The following is a 17,017-nucleotide window of genomic DNA, read 5'->3' as shown; positions in this document are numbered from 1 at the left end:
CATCCGCCGCTCGCTGTTTGAAGCCAGTGTCCGCGACAGGTTCGCGCTCGCGCGCGCCGCTGGGTCCCCCGGTCTCGCTACGCTCGCCGGAGGATGACGAATGTAAGGATCAGATCCCGCTGCCCTGTTCTTCCACGGGCGGCGGGGTCAGCAGCAGGAAGGCGCGGATCCAGGCGGTGAGGACGGCGCGGTCGTTGGGGCGTTTCAGGCTGTCGAGCGCGGCGTCGGCAAGGGGCTCGGGGATGCGCGAACCGCGCCGGACCTCGACCAGGGCGGCGGCGTAGTCCGGCTGGAACTCCGGGTGGCACTGGAAGGAGATGGCGTCCTGGCCCCAGGCCAGGCCCGCGTAGGGGGTGAAGCCGCTGGAGGCGATGACGCGAGTGTCGGGCGAAATGGCCACGACCTGATCCTGGTGCGAGACGGGGATGGCGATGGTGCGGGCGCGCGGCTGCATCCATGGCTCCTCGGCGTGAACGTCATAGCGGTGCAGGCCGACGCCCCAGCCCTTGTCCGACTTTTCGACGGCGCCGCCGAAGGCGTGGGCCAGGACCTGGTGGCCGAAGCAGATGCCGACGATCCGGGTCTGGCCCCGCGCCGCACGCAGCCAGTCGATCAGCTGGGGAATCCACGGCAGGTCGTCATAGACGCCGGCAGCCGAGCCAGTGACGATCACCCCCTGAAACGCGGCGGGGTCTGACGGCAGATGGCCGGACTGGACGTCGAAACGGGTGGTCGGGACGTTTTCGCCCAGCAGGGCGCGGAACCGGGCCGGATAGTCGTCGAAACTGTCCTTCAGGGCCTCGGGCGGATGGCCGGTTTCCAGGATGGCGATACGGGTCATGGCGCCAACATAGGGGCGCCGCGCGCGGATCAGAAGGACCAGATTTCAGCCTTGCCGCCCGGATCGCCCAGACGGTCGGCGACCCAAGCGCAGACCTGTCGCGCTGCGTCTTCGGCGCCCCGCGGCGGATTGACGATCACCAGGGCGCAGCCGTTCATCTTCATCGGATTGGTCAGGGGACGCAGGCGGGCCTCGGCGACCAGGGTCGGGCCGGCCTTGGCCTGAAGCCGGCGGATGAAGCCGTCGAAAGTCTCCAGATCCTTCAGCGGGGTCCAGATGGCGATGGTCGCTGCGGGGTCGCGACGGACCACCGCCAGGGCGGTTTCGGCCGAGCGGATATAGTCGTCGGGCTTTTCGAACGGCGGGTCGATCAGGATCAAGGGCGCCTTGACCCGCGCCGCCTCGGCCGTGGCCGGGGCGTAGCCGTCGCCCTCGCGCGCCTCGGCGTTGGGGCGGTCGGCCAGGGCCTGAGCCAGCAGGGCGCGGACAGGCGGGTTCAGTTCATAGCCGACATAGCGGCCCTCGCTCCCGAGCGCGTCGGCGATCAGCAGGGGCGAGCCGGGATAGAAGCGGGCGCCGCCGTCAGGATTGAGCGCCGCCACTCGGTCCGCCAGAGCCTGCATCAGGGGCGGCAGATCCGCGTCCGTCATCAGACGCGCGACCCCGGCCTCGGCCTCCTTCGACCGCACGGCGTCGCCGGACAGGTCATAGAGGCCGGCGCCGGCGTGGGTGTCGAGCACCGTCAGCGGGCCCGCGGCCGCGCGGGTCTTCACCAACCACAGGACCAGGGCGTGTTTGACCAGGTCGGCGAAGTTCCCGGCGTGGAAGCTGTGGCGATAGTTCATGCCGCCTCGTGTCGCGCCGGGCGCGCGGGGTCAAGGGGAACTCGCGGGCGCGACGCCGCGTTGGTCGCCGGTCTGAGGCAAGCCGCTGAAAGACCAATGAAAAGGAAACGCCAGGATGGCGGACGGATCGCACGGCCTGGATATTACGGCCGAGATTCCGCAGGGGCTGAGCTGGTGTAGCGACGAAACCCCCGGCATCCGACGGCGACGCGCCGGCAAGGGCTGGTCCTATCGCGACGCCAAGGATCAGCCGATCAAGGACCCCAAGGTTCTGGACCGGATCCGCGCCCTGGCCATTCCGCCCGCCTGGACCGACGTCTGGATCTGCCCCAAGGCCAACGGCCATATCCAGGCGACCGGCCGCGACGTGAAGGGGCGCAAACAGTACCGCTATCACGACGGCTGGAGTGCGGCGCGGTCGGAGAACAAGTTCGACAAGCTGCCTGCCTTTTCGCGCGCCCTGCCCAAGCTGCGCGCCCAGGTCGAACATGACCTGAACCTGAGGGGACCGGTGAAGGACAAGGTGCTGGCGACCGCCGTGCGCCTGCTGGAAATCACCCTGATCCGGGTCGGCAACGCCGCCTATGCGCGGGAGAACCGCAGCTATGGGCTGACTACCCTGAACAAGCGGCATCTGGAGGTGGACGGCGCGGCCCTGACGTTCGAGTTCCGGGGCAAGAGCGGCAAGGACCACCGGGTCAGCGTCCGCGACCGGCGGCTGGCGCGGGTGGTGCGGGCGCTGGAGGAGCTGCCGGGCCAGCACCTGTTCAAATATCGCACCGCCGACGGGGAGCTTTGCCCCGTCACCTCGGACGATGTGAACGCCTATATCCGCGCGGCCATGGGCGACCAGTTTTCGGCCAAGGACTTCCGCACCTGGGCGGGCACGGTCTCGGCCGCGCGGGCCCTGCGCGAGATGGAGCCCCCGACCTCCCCCACCGACGCGAAACGCAAGATCACCGTCTGCGTAAAGGCGGTCGCGGGCCTTCTCGGCAACACGCCGACGGTGTGCCGGGCCTCGTACGTCCATCCCAGGGTGATGGCGCTGTACGAGAGCGGAGAGCTGAAGACCGCCCTGCCCGGCCCGGACGCCAAGGGATTCGAGAAGGCGCTCATTCGCGCCTTGAAGCTTACCCCAATGTAACTTGGACGATCATTGTTATACGAATAACATGACGCCGTCTCTTGGGGGAAACACGCCATGAACCTGTCCACCATCTTCCTGCGGCTCGCCGTGCTGTTCGCCGCTGTGGGCGTGTCGCTCGGCTATTTCATGGGGGTGACCCATGATTTCACCGTCGCGCCGGTCCACGCCCACATCAACCTGCTGGGGTGGGTGTCGATGTTTCTGTACGGCCTGTTTTATCGGGCTTTTCCAGAAGCGCAGACGGGCGCCCTGCCCCTGATCCATTTCTGGCTGGCGGCGGTGGGACTGCCGATCATGATGGCGGCCCTGGCGATTCAGTTGCTGGGGGTGTCGTCGCTGATGGGCTTCGCCGCCATCGGCATCGTCGCCGGGCCGACCCTGGTGGTGCTGGGCATGTTCCTGTTCGCCGCCATCGTCTTTCACGGCACCAGCGCGAAGGCGGTTGTCGCCTGAAGCGACGCCGGGCGGCAGGATCTCTATCCGCCGGTATTAGAAATTCCTAGTTGATGAGTAGATTTAAATAGGACCCATTTCCCCTCGGATACACAGGAGGGGAATATGTCCATCGTCACCCGGCCGCTGGCCCGAAGTCTGGTTTCACTTACGGCGTTGGCGGCCTGCCTTGGGGCACCCGCCGTCGCATTCGCGGGCGCGGAAGAGACGGCCGCGCCCCAGTCCGCAACACCGCCCACCGCCAGTCTGGGCGACATCGTCGTCACCGCCCGTCGGAGAGACGAGCGGGCGCAGGACGTACCCATCGCCCTGACGGTGGTGAACGAGGAACTGCTGGACCGAACCGGCGCCTACAACGTCGGCCAGATCACGCAACTGGCGCCCAGCGTGCAGTTGCTGACCTCGAACCCGCGCAACACCGCCATCACCATCCGGGGGTTGGGAGCCAGCTACGGCCTGGCCAATGACGGGCTGGAACAGGGGGTCGGCATCTATGTGGACCAGGTCTATTACGGCCGACCGGCGACGGCGACGCTGGACTTCGTCGATCTGGACCGGATCGAGATCCTGCGCGGGCCGCAGGGGACCCTGTTCGGCAAGAACACCACCGCCGGCGCCCTGAACATCACCACGCGCGACCCGAGCTTCACGCCCGAGGGCCAGGCGGAGCTGAGCTTTGGCGACTATGGTTTCCTGCAAGCTAAGGCCAGCATCTCCGGCCCGATCGTGGACGACAAGGTCGCCGGGCGTTTCTCGGTGGTCTCGACCCGGCGAGACGGGGTGCTGGACAATGTCACCACCGGGACCAAGCAGAATTCCCAGGACTCGATCAGCCTGCGCGGCCAGCTGCTGTTCCAGCCGACGGACCAACTGAGGGTGCGACTGTTCGCCGACTATGCCGACCTGACGCCGGAGTGCTGCACCCAAGTCTATGTCACGGCGGGCCAGACGCTGAAGCCCGCCGCCCAGCAGTTCGCCGCCCTGGCCGCCGGTCGTGGCTATGCCCCCGCCAGCACCAATCCCTATGACCGGCTATCGGACGTAGACAGCGGCATACAGGCGGACCAGATCCACCGCGGGGTCTCGGCCATCGTCGACTACGACTTCGGCTGGGCGACCCTGACCTCGGTCTCGGCCTGGCGGGCGTGGGACTGGGGACCGCAGAACGACCGCGACTATACAGCGCTGGACATCACCCGCCAGTCGGCCAATCCGTCGTGGCAGGACCAGTGGAGCCAGGAGCTGCGCCTGTCCTCGAACGGGAACCACCGCATCGACTGGACCGGCGGCCTTTACGCCTTCCACCAGGCGGTGGAGACGCACGGGGTCACGGAATACGGCGCGGACGCCACCTATTGGCTGCTGAGCCCGAGCCTGCCAGGTGCCCTGCTGGACGGTTACACCGTGTTCAACGATAGCCGGATCGAGACCGACTCCTACGCCGTCTTCGGTCAGCTGACCTGGAACATCACCGACCGGCTGCACCTGACGCCGGGGCTGCGCTATACCTATGAGGAGAAGTCGGGGACCTATGCGGCGACGACGAGCGGGGGTCTGGCGACGACTGACGCTACCCTGATCTCGCGCCGGCTCGGCATCGCCCGGCCCCAGGCGTACGACGCCGAAACCTCGGACGACGACCTGTCGGGCCAGGCAGCGCTGTCCTACGACGTCAGCGACGATATACTTGTCTATGGCAGCGCGGCGCGGGGCTACAAGTCGGCCGGGATCAACATGGCCGGCATTCCCAACCTGCCGAACGGCCAACCGTCCCTGACCAATGCGGTGGTCAAGCCCGAGGTGGTGACGACCTATGAGCTAGGGCTGAAGACGCAAGGCTTCGACCGGCGGGTGACGGCCAACCTGGCCGCCTATCGCACCGACGTGGACGACTATCAGGCCAATGTCGTTGACAGCGGACCCGGCGCCCTGCGCGGCTATCTGGCCAATGCCGAGAAGGTCGTCATTCAAGGGATCGAACTGGACGCCGTCGCGCGGCCGAATGAACACCTCGATCTCTACGCCAACGTCGCCTGGACCGACGCGAAGTACGACTCCTTCGCCAACGGCCCCTGCCCGCTGGAGCAGATCGGGACCTCGACCGTGGCCTGCGACCTGTCGGGCAAGGACCTGCCGGGGGTTTCGCCCTGGGCTGCGTCGGCGGGCGGCGAAGTCCACGGGAACGGTGGCTTCCTGGGCCTGCCGGGTCAGTTCTACGGCGGGGCGGACGCCAGCTTCCGCTCGACCTACAACTCCGACGCCTCAGTCTCGCGCTATACCGAGATCGAGGGCTATACGATCCTGAACCTGCGGGCCGGGTTCCGCGCCGACAACGGCTGGGAGGCGTCGGTGTGGGTCCGAAACGCGCTGGACGAGGACTATCTGCAGTTCGTCAGCGTCCAGTCCGGCAACTCGGGCCTGGTCATCGGCAACCCCGGCGATCCGCGCACCGTGGGGGTGACGTTGCGGGCGCAGTATTGATCCACCACTCCGTCACGCTCGGGCTTGTCCCGAGGGCCTACGGTGAGGCGTACTCGACAAGATGAGGGGCGCGCGGACCACCGTGCGCCCCTCAATCATTTCGCGGGGTATTTGGGGCGGGCCCTCCGAACAAGTCGGAGGGTGACGGGTTGGGGGGAGGTATTGACCACACTCCGTCACGCTCGGGCTTGTCCCGAGGGCCTACGGTGAGGCGTACTCGACAAGATGAGGGGCGCGCGGACCACCGTGCGCCCCTCAATCATTTCGCGGGGTATTTGGGGCGGGCCCTCCGAACAAGTCGGAGGGTGACGGGTTGGGGGGAGGTATTGACCACACTCCGTCACGCTCGGGCTTGTCCCGAGGGCCTACGGTGGGGCGTACTCGACAAGACAAGGGGCGCACGGTCCGCCGTGCGCTCCTCAATCATTTCGCGGGGTATGTAGGGTGGGCCCTCCGAACAAGTCGGAGGGTGACGGGTTGGGGGGAGGTATTGACCACACTCCGTCACGCTCGGGCTTGTCCCGAGGGCCTACGGTGAGGCGTACTCGACAAGATGAGGGGCGCGCGGACCACCGTGCGCCCCTCAATCATTTCGCGGGGTATTTGGAGTGGGCCCTCCGAACAAGTCGGAGGGTGACGGGATTGATGGAGGTATTGACCACACTCCGTCACCCTCGGGCTTGTCCCGAGGGCCTACGATGGGGCGTACTCGACAAGATGAGGGGCGCGCGGACCACCGTGCGCCCCTCGTTCATTTCGCGGGGAATCTAGGGTGGGCCCTCGGGACAAGCCCGAGGGTGACGGGACTGATGGAGGTGTCAGCCCTTCATCCGCCAGGTGGCGCCGTCGGGGCCGTCCATGACGACGACGTTCAGTTCGTTCAGGCGGTCGCGGATGCGGTCGGCATCGGGCCAGTCCTTGGCGGCGCGGGCGGCGGCGCGTTGGTCCAGCAGGGCCTCGACTTCGAAGCGGACGGCGTCGGAGACACCATGTTCAAACCAATCCCGTGGACTGCTTTGAAGCACGCCAAGCATTTCGCCTCCCCTCAAAAGAGCTTCAACAGCCGTTCGTACCAATGCCTCGTCGCGCTTTGATAGAGCGCTGCGTAGCTTGTTGGAGAGTTCCGCAAGTGCCGCTTGAGCGGCAGGCGTGTTCAAGTCGTTGGACAGTGCTCGCTCTACGTCGCCCAGCCAAGCGAAGGCAATTGTGCTTTCCCCTGCCCGCAGCTCATCCAGAGTTGGACTAGGTATCAACGGGTTCTTGAGGAAGGTTTCTGCATCGGACAGGGTCCGGTAGATGCCATCCAGCGTGGAACGGGACTGATCCAGCAGCCCCTGGTTCCAGTCCAGCGGCTGGCGGTAATGGGCCGACAGCAGCGCCCAGCGGACGACCTCGCCCGGCATGGCCTGGACCAGGTCGTGCAGCAGCAGGACGTTGCCGATGGACTTGGACATCTTCTCGGCGTCCACGGTCAGGAAACCGTTGTGCATCCAGTAGCGGGCGTATTCGTCGTGGGCCTTGTCGCCATGGGCATGGCCGTGGGCGCAGACGCCCTGGGCGATCTCGTTCTCATGGTGGGGGAAGACCAGGTCGATGCCGCCGCCGTGGATGTCGATGGGCAGGCCCAGGGCCTGTTCGATCATGGCCGAGCATTCGATATGCCAGCCTGGACGCCCCTCGCCCCAGGGCGACGGCCAGGACGGCTCGTCCGGCTTGGACGGCTTCCACAGGACGAAGTCGTGGGGGTTCTTCTTGTAGGGGGCGACCTCGACCCGGGCGCCGGCGATCATGTCGTCCAGGTTCCGGCCCGACAGGGCGCCGTAGGACGGATAGGAAGAGACGTCGAACAGGACGTGCCCCTCAGCCGCATAGGCGCAGCCGGCGTCGACGATGGCCTGGACCTGATTGACGATGGCCGGGATATAGTCGGTGACGTGGGGGGCGAGGTCGGGCGGCGAGACGTTCAGCAGGCCCATGTCGGCGAGATAGGCGGCCTCGTATCGGGCTGTAACCTCGCCGATGGGCACGCCTTCGCGGGCGGCCTTCTGATTGATCTTGTCGTCCACGTCGGTGACGTTGCGGGCGTAGATCACCTTGTCGGCACCGTATGTCCGGCGCAGCAGGCGGACCAGAACGTCGAACACCACCGGGGGCCGCGCATTGCCGATATGGGCATAGTCATAGACCGTCGGGCCGCAGACATAGAGGGTCACCCGGTTCGGATCGCGCGGTTCGAACAGGCGCTTTTCACGGCGCAGGGTGTCGTGGATGTACAGCGGCATGGATAAGTCTTCAGCGGGTTTTCTTGCGGGACGGAGGGTCCGTCCCATATAGCGGCCTGATATACAGTCCCGACGGATTGTAGAAGCTATACCGGGCGGCCCCGACCGCCCCGGCCGGAAAATCGAGTTCATGAGCGTCATCCCCGCCAAGCCCGTCCTCGTCAGCGACGAAACCGCCACGGTTCAGGAGTCTGGGCGTCCCAGCCGCGAACAGGCGCTGGACGCCGTGCGCACCCTGATCGCCTGGGCCGGGGACAATCCCGACCGCCCGGGCCTGATCGACACGCCCAAACGGGTGGTGGACGCCTATGGCGAATGGTTCGAAGGTTATGAGGCCGACGCGGCCAAGGAGCTGTCGCGGACCTTCGAGGACGTGACCGGCTATGACGACATGGTCATCCTGCGCGAGATCGAGGTGGAGAGCCATTGCGAGCACCACCTGGCCCCCTTCCTGGGCAAGGCCTATGTCGCCTATCTGCCCGGCGAGAAGGTGGTCGGCATCTCCAAGCTGGCGCGGGTGGTCGAGATCTTCGCCCGGCGTCTGCAAAATCAGGAAACCCTGACCAACGACATCATCGAGGCCATCGAATCGCAGCTGCAGCCCAAGGGCGTCGCGGTGATGATCGACGCCGCCCACCAGTGCATGACCACGCGCGGGGTGCATCATCGGCATGTTTCGACCGTCACCACCCGCTTCACCGGCGCCTTCAAGGACGATCCTGCCCTGATGGACCGTTTCCTGAAGCTGGCGAAGGCGTAAGCCCTCGCCTGTCGCGAGTAATTCACGTTCCTGAACGCCGGATCGTTTAGAACCGCTTTACAAGCGCGCATCGGGACGCCAAGAACCGATCAAGCTCTCGAGCGATCCATAGGGAAATGTCGGCGCGGATCGCGGCCGGCGGTAACGGAGATTAGGCATGGCTGCGAAGATCGGCGGTTCCGGTGGGGACAAGCACACGATCGAACAAACGGCGGACATCAACATCACGCCGTTCATCGACATTCTGCTGGTGCTGATGATCATCTTCATGGTCGCCGCGCCGATGGCGACGGTGTCGATCCGCCTCGACCTGCCGCCGGCGCAGCCGCCGGTGAACCCGACCGAAGAAAAGGAACCGGTGTACATCACCATCCAGGACACCGGTCAGCTGTTCATCGCCGAGAAGCAAACCTCGATCGACAATCTGGCCGCCGACGTCTGCACCGCCCTGGGCGGCGGTTCCTGCCAGGAAGAGCGCGTCTTCGTCCGCGCTCAGCCGGAAGTGAAATATTCGCAGTTCATGGAAGTCATGAACAAGATGCAGGAGAACGGCTTCTTCAAGGTCGGCCTGCTGAACGAAGACATCGAATAGGACCGAGGTTCTATCCAGGATCAGGGCCGCGTTCCGAAAGGGACGCGGCCTTTTTCTTTGCGGCAAGGCTTGCTCCCGCGCGCGCTGACCGCCTTGATGCCGGATCGGTCGTTCGAGGAGTTCGCCCATGCGTCGTCGCACCTTCCTGTCCGCCCTGCCCGTCGGGGTGCTGGCCACGACCGCAGCCCAGGCGCAGCAGCCGACACCGGCCTCCGCACCGCCCTCGCCTGCCCGCCCCGCCGATCCCTATGCCGGGGTCGGCATCGGCGACCGGATCACGGGACCGAAATTCATGGGCCGCTCGACCGTCTGGGGCGCGAACGGGGCGGCGGCGACGGCGCATCCCGCGGCCAGCCTGATCGGCATCGACACCCTGAGACGCGGCGGATCGGCCATCGACGCGGCCATAGCCATCAATGCGGCCCTGGGCTTTCTGGAGCCGGTGGCCAACGGCATCGGCGGCGACGCCTATTGCCTGCTGTGGGACCCGAAACAGAAGAAGGTGGTCGGGCTGAACGGTTCGGGCGCCAGTCCGCGCGGTCTGAGCCTGGAGACGGCGCGGTCCAAGGCCATTGAGGGTTATCTGCCACGTTATGGCGCCGTGACGGTGAATGTGCCGGGCACGGTGGACGCCTGGTGGAGCGCGCATCAACGCTATGGCAAGCTGCCGTGGAAGGATGTGCTGCTGCCCGTCGCCGAGCTGTGCGAACAGGGCGTCCCCATGCCCCAGGTCATCGCCTACTACCTGGAACGCAATATGGCGGCCTTCGACCGGGGCGTGATCACCATCGAGGAGAACGACAACCGCAAGCGCATCTGGGCCGCCGGCGGGGCGACGCCCAAGGTGGGCGAGGTCTTCGCCAATCCCTTCCTGGGCAAGACGCTGCGGATGATCGCCGAGGGCGGCCGCGACGCCTTCTATGACGGCCCCATCGCCGATCAGATCGAGGCCTATTTCAAACGGATCGGCGGCTGGATGACCCGCGCCGACATGGCCGCCCACCACACCGAATGGGTCCAGCCGATCCAGACCAACTATCGCGGGGTGGACGTCTTCGGCCTGGGGCCGAACACCCAGGGCCTGTCGACCAACCAGATCCTGAACATCTGCGAACAGTTCGATCTGAAATCCATGGGCTTCCAGTCCGCCGCCTCGCTGCACGTCCAGGCCGAGGCCAAGCGACTGGCGTTCGAGGACCGGGCGCGCTGGTTCGCCGACGACCGGTTCTCCAAGACCCCGGTCGAATGGCTGAACTCCAAGGCCTATGCCGCTGAACGGGCCAGGCTGATCCGGCCGGACCGGGTGATGGACCGCGTCATGCCGGGCGACGCCCCGCACCATGGCGACACCACCTATTTCAGCGTCGCCGACAGCGACGGGATGATGGTCAGCTGGATCCAGTCCAACTATCGCGGCATGGGCTCGGGCCTGGCGCCGGACAATGGTTCGGAGCCGCTGGGCTTCATGTTCCAGGACCGGGGCGAGCTGTTCGCCCTGACCGACGGCCACCCCAATGTCTATGCGCCCGGCAAGCGGCCGTTCCAGACCATCATCCCCGGTTTTGCGGTCAAGGACGGCGAGCCCTGGATGGCGTTCGGCGTGATGGGCGGCGCCATGCAGCCGCAGGGCCAGGCCCAGATCATCATCAACATGGTCGATTACGGCCTGGAGCCCCAGGCGGCGGGCGACGCCCCGCGCTGGCAGCACTATGGCTCATCCGAACCGACCGGCCAGCCGCAGGAGGGGACCGGGGTGCTGCACCTGGAGAGCGGGGTGCCCGACACGACCAAGGCGCAGCTGCGGGCCATGGGCTGGACCCTGGGCGAGCCGGACGGCGGGTTCGGCGGCTATCAGAACGTCATGAAACAGATGAACCCCGGCGGCCGCTGGACCTATGGCGCGGCGACCGAGATGCGCAAGGACGGGATCGCCATCGCCTATTGAGGCCCGCGATGTTATGGTCGGGGCATGAAGATCGGCGCTCAGGGTCAGGTCGTTATTCCGGCGGAACTGGTCGAACAGGCCGGGTTCGGGCCTGACGACGAATTGTCGGTCCGGATCGACAGCGGCGTCCTGACCATTCGTGCGGCCAACGACCGGCCAAAAGCGGCGCAGGACCGTGGACGGGCGCTGATCGAGCATATGCAGAGGTACCGCCCAGCCCTGACCATGACGACGGACGACGTCATGGAGATGACGCGCGGCGAATGAGGGTTCTGGTCGATAGCAATGTGCTGATCGACCTGATCGACAAAACCTTGCCTTGGCATGACTGGTCGGCAGGCCAGGCCACCGCGATCCTGAACGCGGGAGGGTCGCTGGTGATCAACCCGATCATCTACGCCGAGGTCTCCATTCCCTTTGTGGACGCAGAGACGGCGGAAGAACTGCTGGCCCCGTTCGAACGGGAGGACCTGCCGTTCCAGGCCGCCTTTCTGGCCGGAAAAGCCTTTCAGGCCTATCGTCGGCGAGGCGGTGTTCGGGCCTCGCCCCTGCCCGACTTCTTCATCGGCGCCCACGCCCTGGTCGCCGGCCACAGGCTGCTGACGCGCGACGACGCACGGTATCGGACCTATTTTCCCGAGCTGGAGCTTATCGCGCCGTGACCCACGACGAGGTGCGCGCCCTGCTGTTGTCCTTCCCCGGCGTCGAGGACGGCGTGTCTTATGGCGAGCCGTCGTTCAAGGTGGCGGGAAAGTTCTTCACCTGGCTGCGTCCGAAGCTGGACGACAGTATCGTGGTGCATCTGGATAATCTGGATGAGCGTGAGCTGTTGATCGAGATGGACCCCGCAACCTTTCATTTCACCGACCATTATCGCGACTATCCGATCGTGCTGGCTCGGATCGCCGCGGTCGATCCCGTGTGGCTGAAGGCCATGCTGGAACGACGATGGCGGCGGGTCGCGCCGAAAAAGCTGTCGAAACAGCACCCGGTCCTTTCGGCGGAGAGGTCGGGCGCCTAACTCTGCCCCTCCGCGAGTAAGAAGGATTTCCCCATGGCCTATGGCGATCAGCCCACTATCACCGTCGATGGCGTCGAGATCCCCCTGCTGGGCTTCGGCACCTGGCAGTTGGAGCCGACGGACGCGCGCCGGATGGTCGCCGAGGCGCTGCGGATCGGCTATCGCCACATCGATACGGCCTGGATCTACAAGAACGAGAAGGCGGTCGGCGAAGGCATCCGGGATTCGGGGGTGCCGCGCGAGGACATCTTCCTGACCACCAAGATCTGGGTCGATCATTTTGCGCATGACGCCCTGCTGAACCAGGCCAGGGAGTCGGCCGAAAGCCTGGGGACGACGCCGGACTTGTTGCTGCTGCACTGGCCCCGGCCGACGCCGAGGTTCGAGGAGACCCTGGGCGCGCTGAACGAGGCCAAGGACCAGGGCCTGACCAAGTCGATCGGCCTGTCCAACTTCCCGTCGAAGGAATTCCGCCAGGCGCAGAGCCTGTCCAAGGCGCGGTTGATCACCAACCAGGTCGAGCACCATCCCTATCTGGGAATCAATCAGTTGGTGGCGACGGCGGGCGAGCTGGGCTCGTCGATCACCGCCTGGTCGCCGCTGGCCCAGGGCAAGATCGCCGACGACGCGACCATCTCCGAAATCGCCGAGGCGCACGGCAAGACCAACGGCCAGGTCACGCTGCGGTGGCTGATCCAGAACCGGATCATCGCCATTCCGCGCACGACGAAGGAAAGCCGGGCGCGCGAAAATTTCGACATCTTCGACTTCGAACTGTCGGGCGAGGATATGCAACGGATGGACGCCCTGAATCGCGGCGAGCGGCTGGGCGACTGGCTGGATCCGACCTATCAGTGGGACAAGGCCGCCGCCTGATCGACTGACTGTTTTTAGGGGGCGCACATGTTGCGTGAACGGGATCGCCCGCGTCTGTGGCGGGCCGCCTTCGCCGTGACCGGCTGGGCGGCGCTGGCGCTGCAATATCTGCTGATGGCGGCGCCGGTCGAGGGGTGGGCCGTGCTGGAGCGCACGGTCAACTACTTCAGCTTCTTCACCATTCTAACCAATATCCTGGTCGCCCTGGCCCTGACGGGGCCGCTGATGAGACCGGGCAGCCGCGTGGCCCGGTGGACCGCCGGCGCAGGGGTGCGGGCGGCGATCGCCATGTACATCGTGGTGGTCGGCGTCGTGTACCATTTCATGATCGCCCCCTACTGGAAGCCCGAGGGCCTGACATTCGGGGTCAATCTGGTGCTGCACTATGTCATGCCTGTCGCCTTCCTGCTGGACTGGCTATGGTTCACGCCCAAGGGACGACTTAGGTGGATAGATCCAGTGAAATGGCTGGCCTTTCCGCTGGTTTATGCAGGCTGGACCCTGGCGCACGGGCTGACGACCCACTGGTGGCCCTATGGGTTCGTCAATGTTGACGAGCTGGGGCTGGGCCGGGTGCTGGCGATCTTCGCCGGGCTGCTGGTCTTCTTCCTGGGGGTCGGGCTGGCGCTGGTGGGACTGGATCGGGCGTTCGCTCGAACGAGCCTTGTGAAGGCCGAGGTTTAAAGGGCTTGTATCTCCACCTGTCCAGAGAAGCCGTCATAGACGAGGCGATGCTGGCGCAGGAAGGTTCGCCCAAGGATCAGCTTGTGCCACTGGTCGCCCGCTTGCAGCCGAACCCCCGTGAAGGGCTGAAAGAGCAAGCGGTCAAGGCCGGGAACATATACCCGCGCCGTGTAGATGTAGGCGTGGAGACGACCGCCTATGCCGCTGATCTCGCCTTCGTCCGTGATCGGCAGACCCAGCATTCGGGCAAGATCATCGTCGATACAATCGCCGCCCGCCCCGGTGTCGATCAGGGCCCTGATGTTCTTTTCGGCCAAGTCAGGTCGATCCCCCGCTTGAGCTCGAGACTTGAGGCCGACATCCACAAGCAGCGTTGGGCCAAGACTGACCAGGAGATCAGCCTTGGATCGCCCGTTCTTCCCGGATTTAAACCCGGCCTGAACTGACGACATGTGCTGGGGTGAAGATCATGCCGCCAGTCAGTTGAACCTCTGACGGAGCGCCGACCTGCCGAATGAGATAAGGCCCCAAATCGAAACGCTGCTCAGCCACGGTGGCGGCTGTCTCGTAGTCGATGAACGCATCAATGTATTGTCCGCGATGAAACACGACCCACTCATTGAAATGAGCCGATTCCAGCTCGTCTTTCATCCTCTCGAACGAGGCGATGTCGTCTTTCAGAACGGTCATCGTATGTCCCGCAATTTGGGCAACCAGGTTGACGCGAATGTTCGCGCTGAAGCGTGTCCTTAGTTCGAAGAATACGACGAGTCGCCCCAAATAGGGTTAGCGTCAATTAACCGTTCTGCGGATAAACCTCCGACTGAACTAGGTGACAGGCGTTCCGCGGCGCTTTAGGCGGAGGCATGGCCTACAAATCCCTGCGTGACTTCATCGACCAGCTGGAAGCTCAAGGCGAGCTGGTGCGGGTGTCCGAACCCGTCTCCACCGTGCTGGAGATGACCGAGATCCAGACCCGACTGCTGCGGAACGGCGGGCCGGCGGTGCTGTTCGAAAAACCGGTCATGCCGGACGGGACGATCAGTCCCATTCCCTGCCTGGCCAATCTGTTCGGCACGGTGAAACGGGTCGCCATGGGGGTGACGCTGGAGGGCAAGAACCGGACGACGACCGGGGAGTTGCGCGAGGTCGGAGAGCTGCTGGCCTTCCTGCGCAATCCGACGCCGCCGCGCGGTCTGAGCGACGCGATGGAGATGCTGCCGCTGGCGCAGACGGTCATGTCGATGCGGCCCAAGACGGTGAAGAAGGCCCCGGTGCAGGAGGTGGTGCTGAAGGGCGAGCAGATCGACCTGACCGCCTTGCCCGTTCAATCGTGCTGGCCCGGCGAGCCGGCGCCCCTGATCACCTGGGGCCTGGTCGTGACCAAGGGACCGAGCGAGGACCGCGAGGACGACTTCAACCTGGGCATCTATCGGATGCAGGTCCTGGGCAAGGACAAGGCCATCATGCGCTGGCTGGCCCATCGCGGAGGGGCGCAACACTATGCGCGGCACAAGAAGGCCCGGCCGAAGGAGCCCCTGCCCTGCGCCGTGGTTCTGGGCGCCGATCCGGGGACGATCCTGGCGGCGGTGACGCCGGTGCCGGACACCCTGTCGGAATATCAGTTCGCCGGCCTGATGCGGGGCGCCAAGGCCGAGCTGGTCCCGTGCAAGACCGTGCCGCTGATGGTTCCCGCCCAGGCCGAGATCGTGCTGGAGGGCCATGTCTTGCTGGACGAGTTCGAGGATGAAGGCCCGTACGGCGACCACACCGGCTATTATAACTCGGTCGAGAAATTCCCGGTCTTCCAGGTCAGCGCGATCACCATGCGGCGTGACCCGATCTATCTGACCACCTTCACCGGCCGGCCGCCGGACGAGCCCAGCGTGCTGGGCGAAGCGCTGAACGAGGTCTTCATTCCCCTGCTGCGCCAGCAGTTCCCGGAGATCGTCGATTTCTGGCTGCCGCCCGAGGGGTGCAGCTATCGGATCGCGGTAGTGTCGATGAAAAAGGCCTATCCGGGCCATGCCAAGCGGGTGATGATGGGCGTGTGGAGCTATCTGCGCCAGTTCATGTACACCAAATGGGTCATCGTGGTGGACCACGACATCGACGCCCGCGACTGGAAGGACGTCATGTGGGCCATCTCGACCAAGATGGACCCGGCGCGCGACATCACCGTGATCGAGTCGACGCCCATCGACTATCTAGACTTCGCCAGCCCCGAGAGCGGCCTGGGCTCCAAGATCGGCCTGGACGCAACCGACAAATGGCCGCCCGAGACCAAGCGGGAATGGGGCGAGGAAATCCGCATGGATGAGGCGGTGATCGAACGGGTCAACGACCTGTGGGGCCGGCTGGGTCTGCCGGGCGACGGGACGCCGATCTGGAAGTAGCGCGGCCGCCATGTTATAACTTTGTTGTAACGAGGCGCCGCCATGAGCACCAAGGTTCGGAAAATCGGCAATTCGGCGGGCGTCATCCTGCCCAAGCCCGTGCTGGCGGCGCTGGGCGTCAGCGAAGGGGCTGCCGTCGAGTTCGTCTATGAGCCGGGCAAGGTCACCATCGTGCCGGCGAAGCGCAAGGTGCGCGAAGGCTGGGCGGAGGACTTCGAAGCCTTGGCCAAAGAGGGGCTGAGCGAGGAAGATCGGGACTGGCTGGAGGCTGATCTGACGAGTGGGACGGACGACGAGGCCCTCGGTCCCGACTGGACCGATGAGGAAATCGCAGCGCTTGAAGCGGCCTTGGCGAAGAACGAGCCTAAAAAGCTGTGAAGCAGCGGGGGGATGTCTGGCTGGTTCGCCTGGACCCGGTCGAGGGCAGCGAACAGGGAAAGACGCGGCCCTGTCTGATCGTGTCGCCTCCAGAGAGCACGCCGTATCGAATCTCGACGATCGTGCCCCTGACATCCCGATCGCGCGCCACGCCCTTTCGCCCGCCCCTCTATTTTTTCCGTGAGGGACGGGCGCTGGTCGATCAGGTTAGAACGGTGGCGCACACGAGGTTCATTCGGCGGATGGGCTGCGTCGATGACGCAGCGCTTCGTGACATCCTCGCCGTTCTGCGTGAGATGTTTGAAGACTAGGTCGC

The 17,017-nt window shown here is 65.3% G+C and carries 19 protein-coding genes; 14 read left to right on the top strand and 5 right to left on the bottom strand.

Annotated features, from left to right (window positions below):
* Positions 1-109: 109 nt before the first annotated feature.
* Positions 110-841 (bottom strand): glutamine amidotransferase-related protein, encoded by a 732-nt coding sequence (locus tag ACW177_RS06475; RefSeq protein WP_492027784.1) that lies wholly within the window; start codon positions 839-841, stop codon positions 110-112.
* Positions 842-870: 29 nt separating this feature from the next.
* Positions 871-1,686, bottom strand: coding sequence for a 23S rRNA (adenine(2030)-N(6))-methyltransferase RlmJ (gene rlmJ / locus ACW177_RS06470; protein ID WP_492027783.1), 816 nt, complete (start codon positions 1,684-1,686; stop codon positions 871-873).
* A 115-nt stretch (positions 1,687-1,801) separates the two neighbouring features.
* Between rlmJ and ACW177_RS06465 the strand changes: the two genes are divergently transcribed.
* From ACW177_RS06465 to ACW177_RS06455, 3 genes are all read left to right on the top strand, one after another.
* A complete protein-coding gene (locus ACW177_RS06465) occupies positions 1,802-2,830 on the top strand; it encodes a DNA topoisomerase IB (RefSeq protein ID WP_492027782.1) in 1,029 nt (342 codons plus the stop codon).
* 57 nt (positions 2,831-2,887) lie between these two features.
* Positions 2,888-3,286, top strand: a complete 399-nt coding sequence (locus ACW177_RS06460) for a hypothetical protein (RefSeq protein WP_492027781.1) — start codon at positions 2,888-2,890, stop codon at positions 3,284-3,286.
* Positions 3,287-3,391: 105 nt separating this feature from the next.
* Positions 3,392-5,767: a TonB-dependent receptor gene (locus ACW177_RS06455; RefSeq protein WP_492027780.1), complete on the top strand. Its 2,376-nt coding sequence runs from the start codon at positions 3,392-3,394 to the stop codon at positions 5,765-5,767.
* Positions 5,768-6,585: 818 nt separating this feature from the next.
* On the opposite strand, the gene cysS is transcribed toward ACW177_RS06455, so the two are convergent.
* The gene (gene cysS / locus ACW177_RS06450; protein ID WP_492027779.1) at positions 6,586-8,049 is read right to left on the bottom strand and encodes a cysteine--tRNA ligase; all 1,464 of its coding nucleotides are present in this window, start codon (positions 8,047-8,049) and stop codon (positions 6,586-6,588) included.
* A 130-nt stretch (positions 8,050-8,179) separates the two neighbouring features.
* Here cysS and folE point away from each other — a divergent pair, with 130 nt between their 5' ends.
* The 8 genes from folE (at position 8,180) to ACW177_RS06410 (ending at position 13,927) form a co-directional block, all read left to right on the top strand.
* Positions 8,180-8,809, top strand: a complete 630-nt coding sequence (gene folE, locus ACW177_RS06445; RefSeq protein ID WP_492027778.1) for a GTP cyclohydrolase I FolE — start codon at positions 8,180-8,182, stop codon at positions 8,807-8,809.
* A 157-nt stretch (positions 8,810-8,966) separates the two neighbouring features.
* Entirely contained in the window at positions 8,967-9,401 is a 435-nt protein-coding gene (locus ACW177_RS06440; protein ID WP_267515980.1) for a biopolymer transporter ExbD, read from the top strand.
* A gap of 127 nt (positions 9,402-9,528) precedes the next feature.
* Positions 9,529-11,346 carry a gamma-glutamyltransferase family protein gene (locus ACW177_RS06435; RefSeq protein ID WP_492027777.1) on the top strand — a complete coding sequence of 606 codons (1,818 nt, stop codon included), beginning with the start codon at positions 9,529-9,531 and terminating at the stop codon, positions 11,344-11,346.
* Positions 11,347-11,370: 24 nt separating this feature from the next.
* Entirely contained in the window at positions 11,371-11,613 is a 243-nt protein-coding gene (locus ACW177_RS06430; RefSeq protein WP_492027776.1) for an AbrB/MazE/SpoVT family DNA-binding domain-containing protein, read from the top strand.
* The gene (locus ACW177_RS06425; protein WP_492027775.1) at positions 11,610-12,008 is read left to right on the top strand and encodes a type II toxin-antitoxin system VapC family toxin; all 399 of its coding nucleotides are present in this window, start codon (positions 11,610-11,612) and stop codon (positions 12,006-12,008) included. Before ACW177_RS06430 ends, ACW177_RS06425 begins: the two co-directional genes overlap by 4 nt.
* Positions 12,005-12,367: an MmcQ/YjbR family DNA-binding protein gene (locus tag ACW177_RS06420; protein ID WP_492027774.1), complete on the top strand. Its 363-nt coding sequence runs from the start codon at positions 12,005-12,007 to the stop codon at positions 12,365-12,367. The genes ACW177_RS06425 and ACW177_RS06420 overlap by 4 nt, the downstream gene beginning before the upstream one ends.
* Before the next feature lie 33 nt (positions 12,368-12,400).
* Positions 12,401-13,243: an aldo/keto reductase gene (locus ACW177_RS06415; protein WP_492027773.1), complete on the top strand. Its 843-nt coding sequence runs from the start codon at positions 12,401-12,403 to the stop codon at positions 13,241-13,243.
* Positions 13,244-13,270: 27 nt separating this feature from the next.
* Positions 13,271-13,927, top strand: a complete 657-nt coding sequence (locus ACW177_RS06410; protein WP_492027772.1) for a Pr6Pr family membrane protein — start codon at positions 13,271-13,273, stop codon at positions 13,925-13,927.
* On the opposite strand, the gene ACW177_RS06405 is transcribed toward ACW177_RS06410, so the two are convergent.
* Together ACW177_RS06405 and ACW177_RS06400 are read right to left on the bottom strand one after the other, a co-directional pair.
* Complete coding sequence (locus ACW177_RS06405) at positions 13,924-14,244, bottom strand: aspartyl protease family protein (RefSeq protein WP_492027771.1); 321 nt, start codon at positions 14,242-14,244, stop codon at positions 13,924-13,926. The two genes, ACW177_RS06410 and ACW177_RS06405, sit on opposite strands and share 4 nt — an antisense overlap.
* Before the next feature lie 109 nt (positions 14,245-14,353).
* On the bottom strand, positions 14,354-14,617 hold the full coding sequence (locus ACW177_RS06400; RefSeq protein ID WP_492027770.1) for a hypothetical protein: 264 nt from the start codon (positions 14,615-14,617) through the stop codon (positions 14,354-14,356).
* Positions 14,618-14,793: 176 nt separating this feature from the next.
* On the opposite strand from ACW177_RS06400, the gene ACW177_RS06395 reads away from it, so the two are divergent.
* From ACW177_RS06395 to ACW177_RS06385, 3 genes are read left to right on the top strand one after another with little or no spacing between them, the layout of a single operon-like run.
* A complete protein-coding gene (locus ACW177_RS06395; RefSeq protein ID WP_492027769.1) occupies positions 14,794-16,323 on the top strand; it encodes a UbiD family decarboxylase in 1,530 nt (509 codons plus the stop codon).
* 42 nt (positions 16,324-16,365) lie between these two features.
* Positions 16,366-16,701, top strand: coding sequence for an AbrB/MazE/SpoVT family DNA-binding domain-containing protein (locus ACW177_RS06390; protein ID WP_492027768.1), 336 nt, complete (start codon positions 16,366-16,368; stop codon positions 16,699-16,701).
* Positions 16,698-17,012, top strand: coding sequence for a type II toxin-antitoxin system PemK/MazF family toxin (locus ACW177_RS06385; RefSeq protein ID WP_492027767.1), 315 nt, complete (start codon positions 16,698-16,700; stop codon positions 17,010-17,012). The genes ACW177_RS06390 and ACW177_RS06385 overlap by 4 nt, the downstream gene beginning before the upstream one ends.
* Positions 17,013-17,017 lie beyond the last annotated feature (5 nt).

Source organism: Brevundimonas sp. AVps23W (assembly GCF_058681395.1).
Note: the sequence above shows the minus strand (reverse complement) of the source record. Positions and strands in the feature narration are given on the sequence as shown.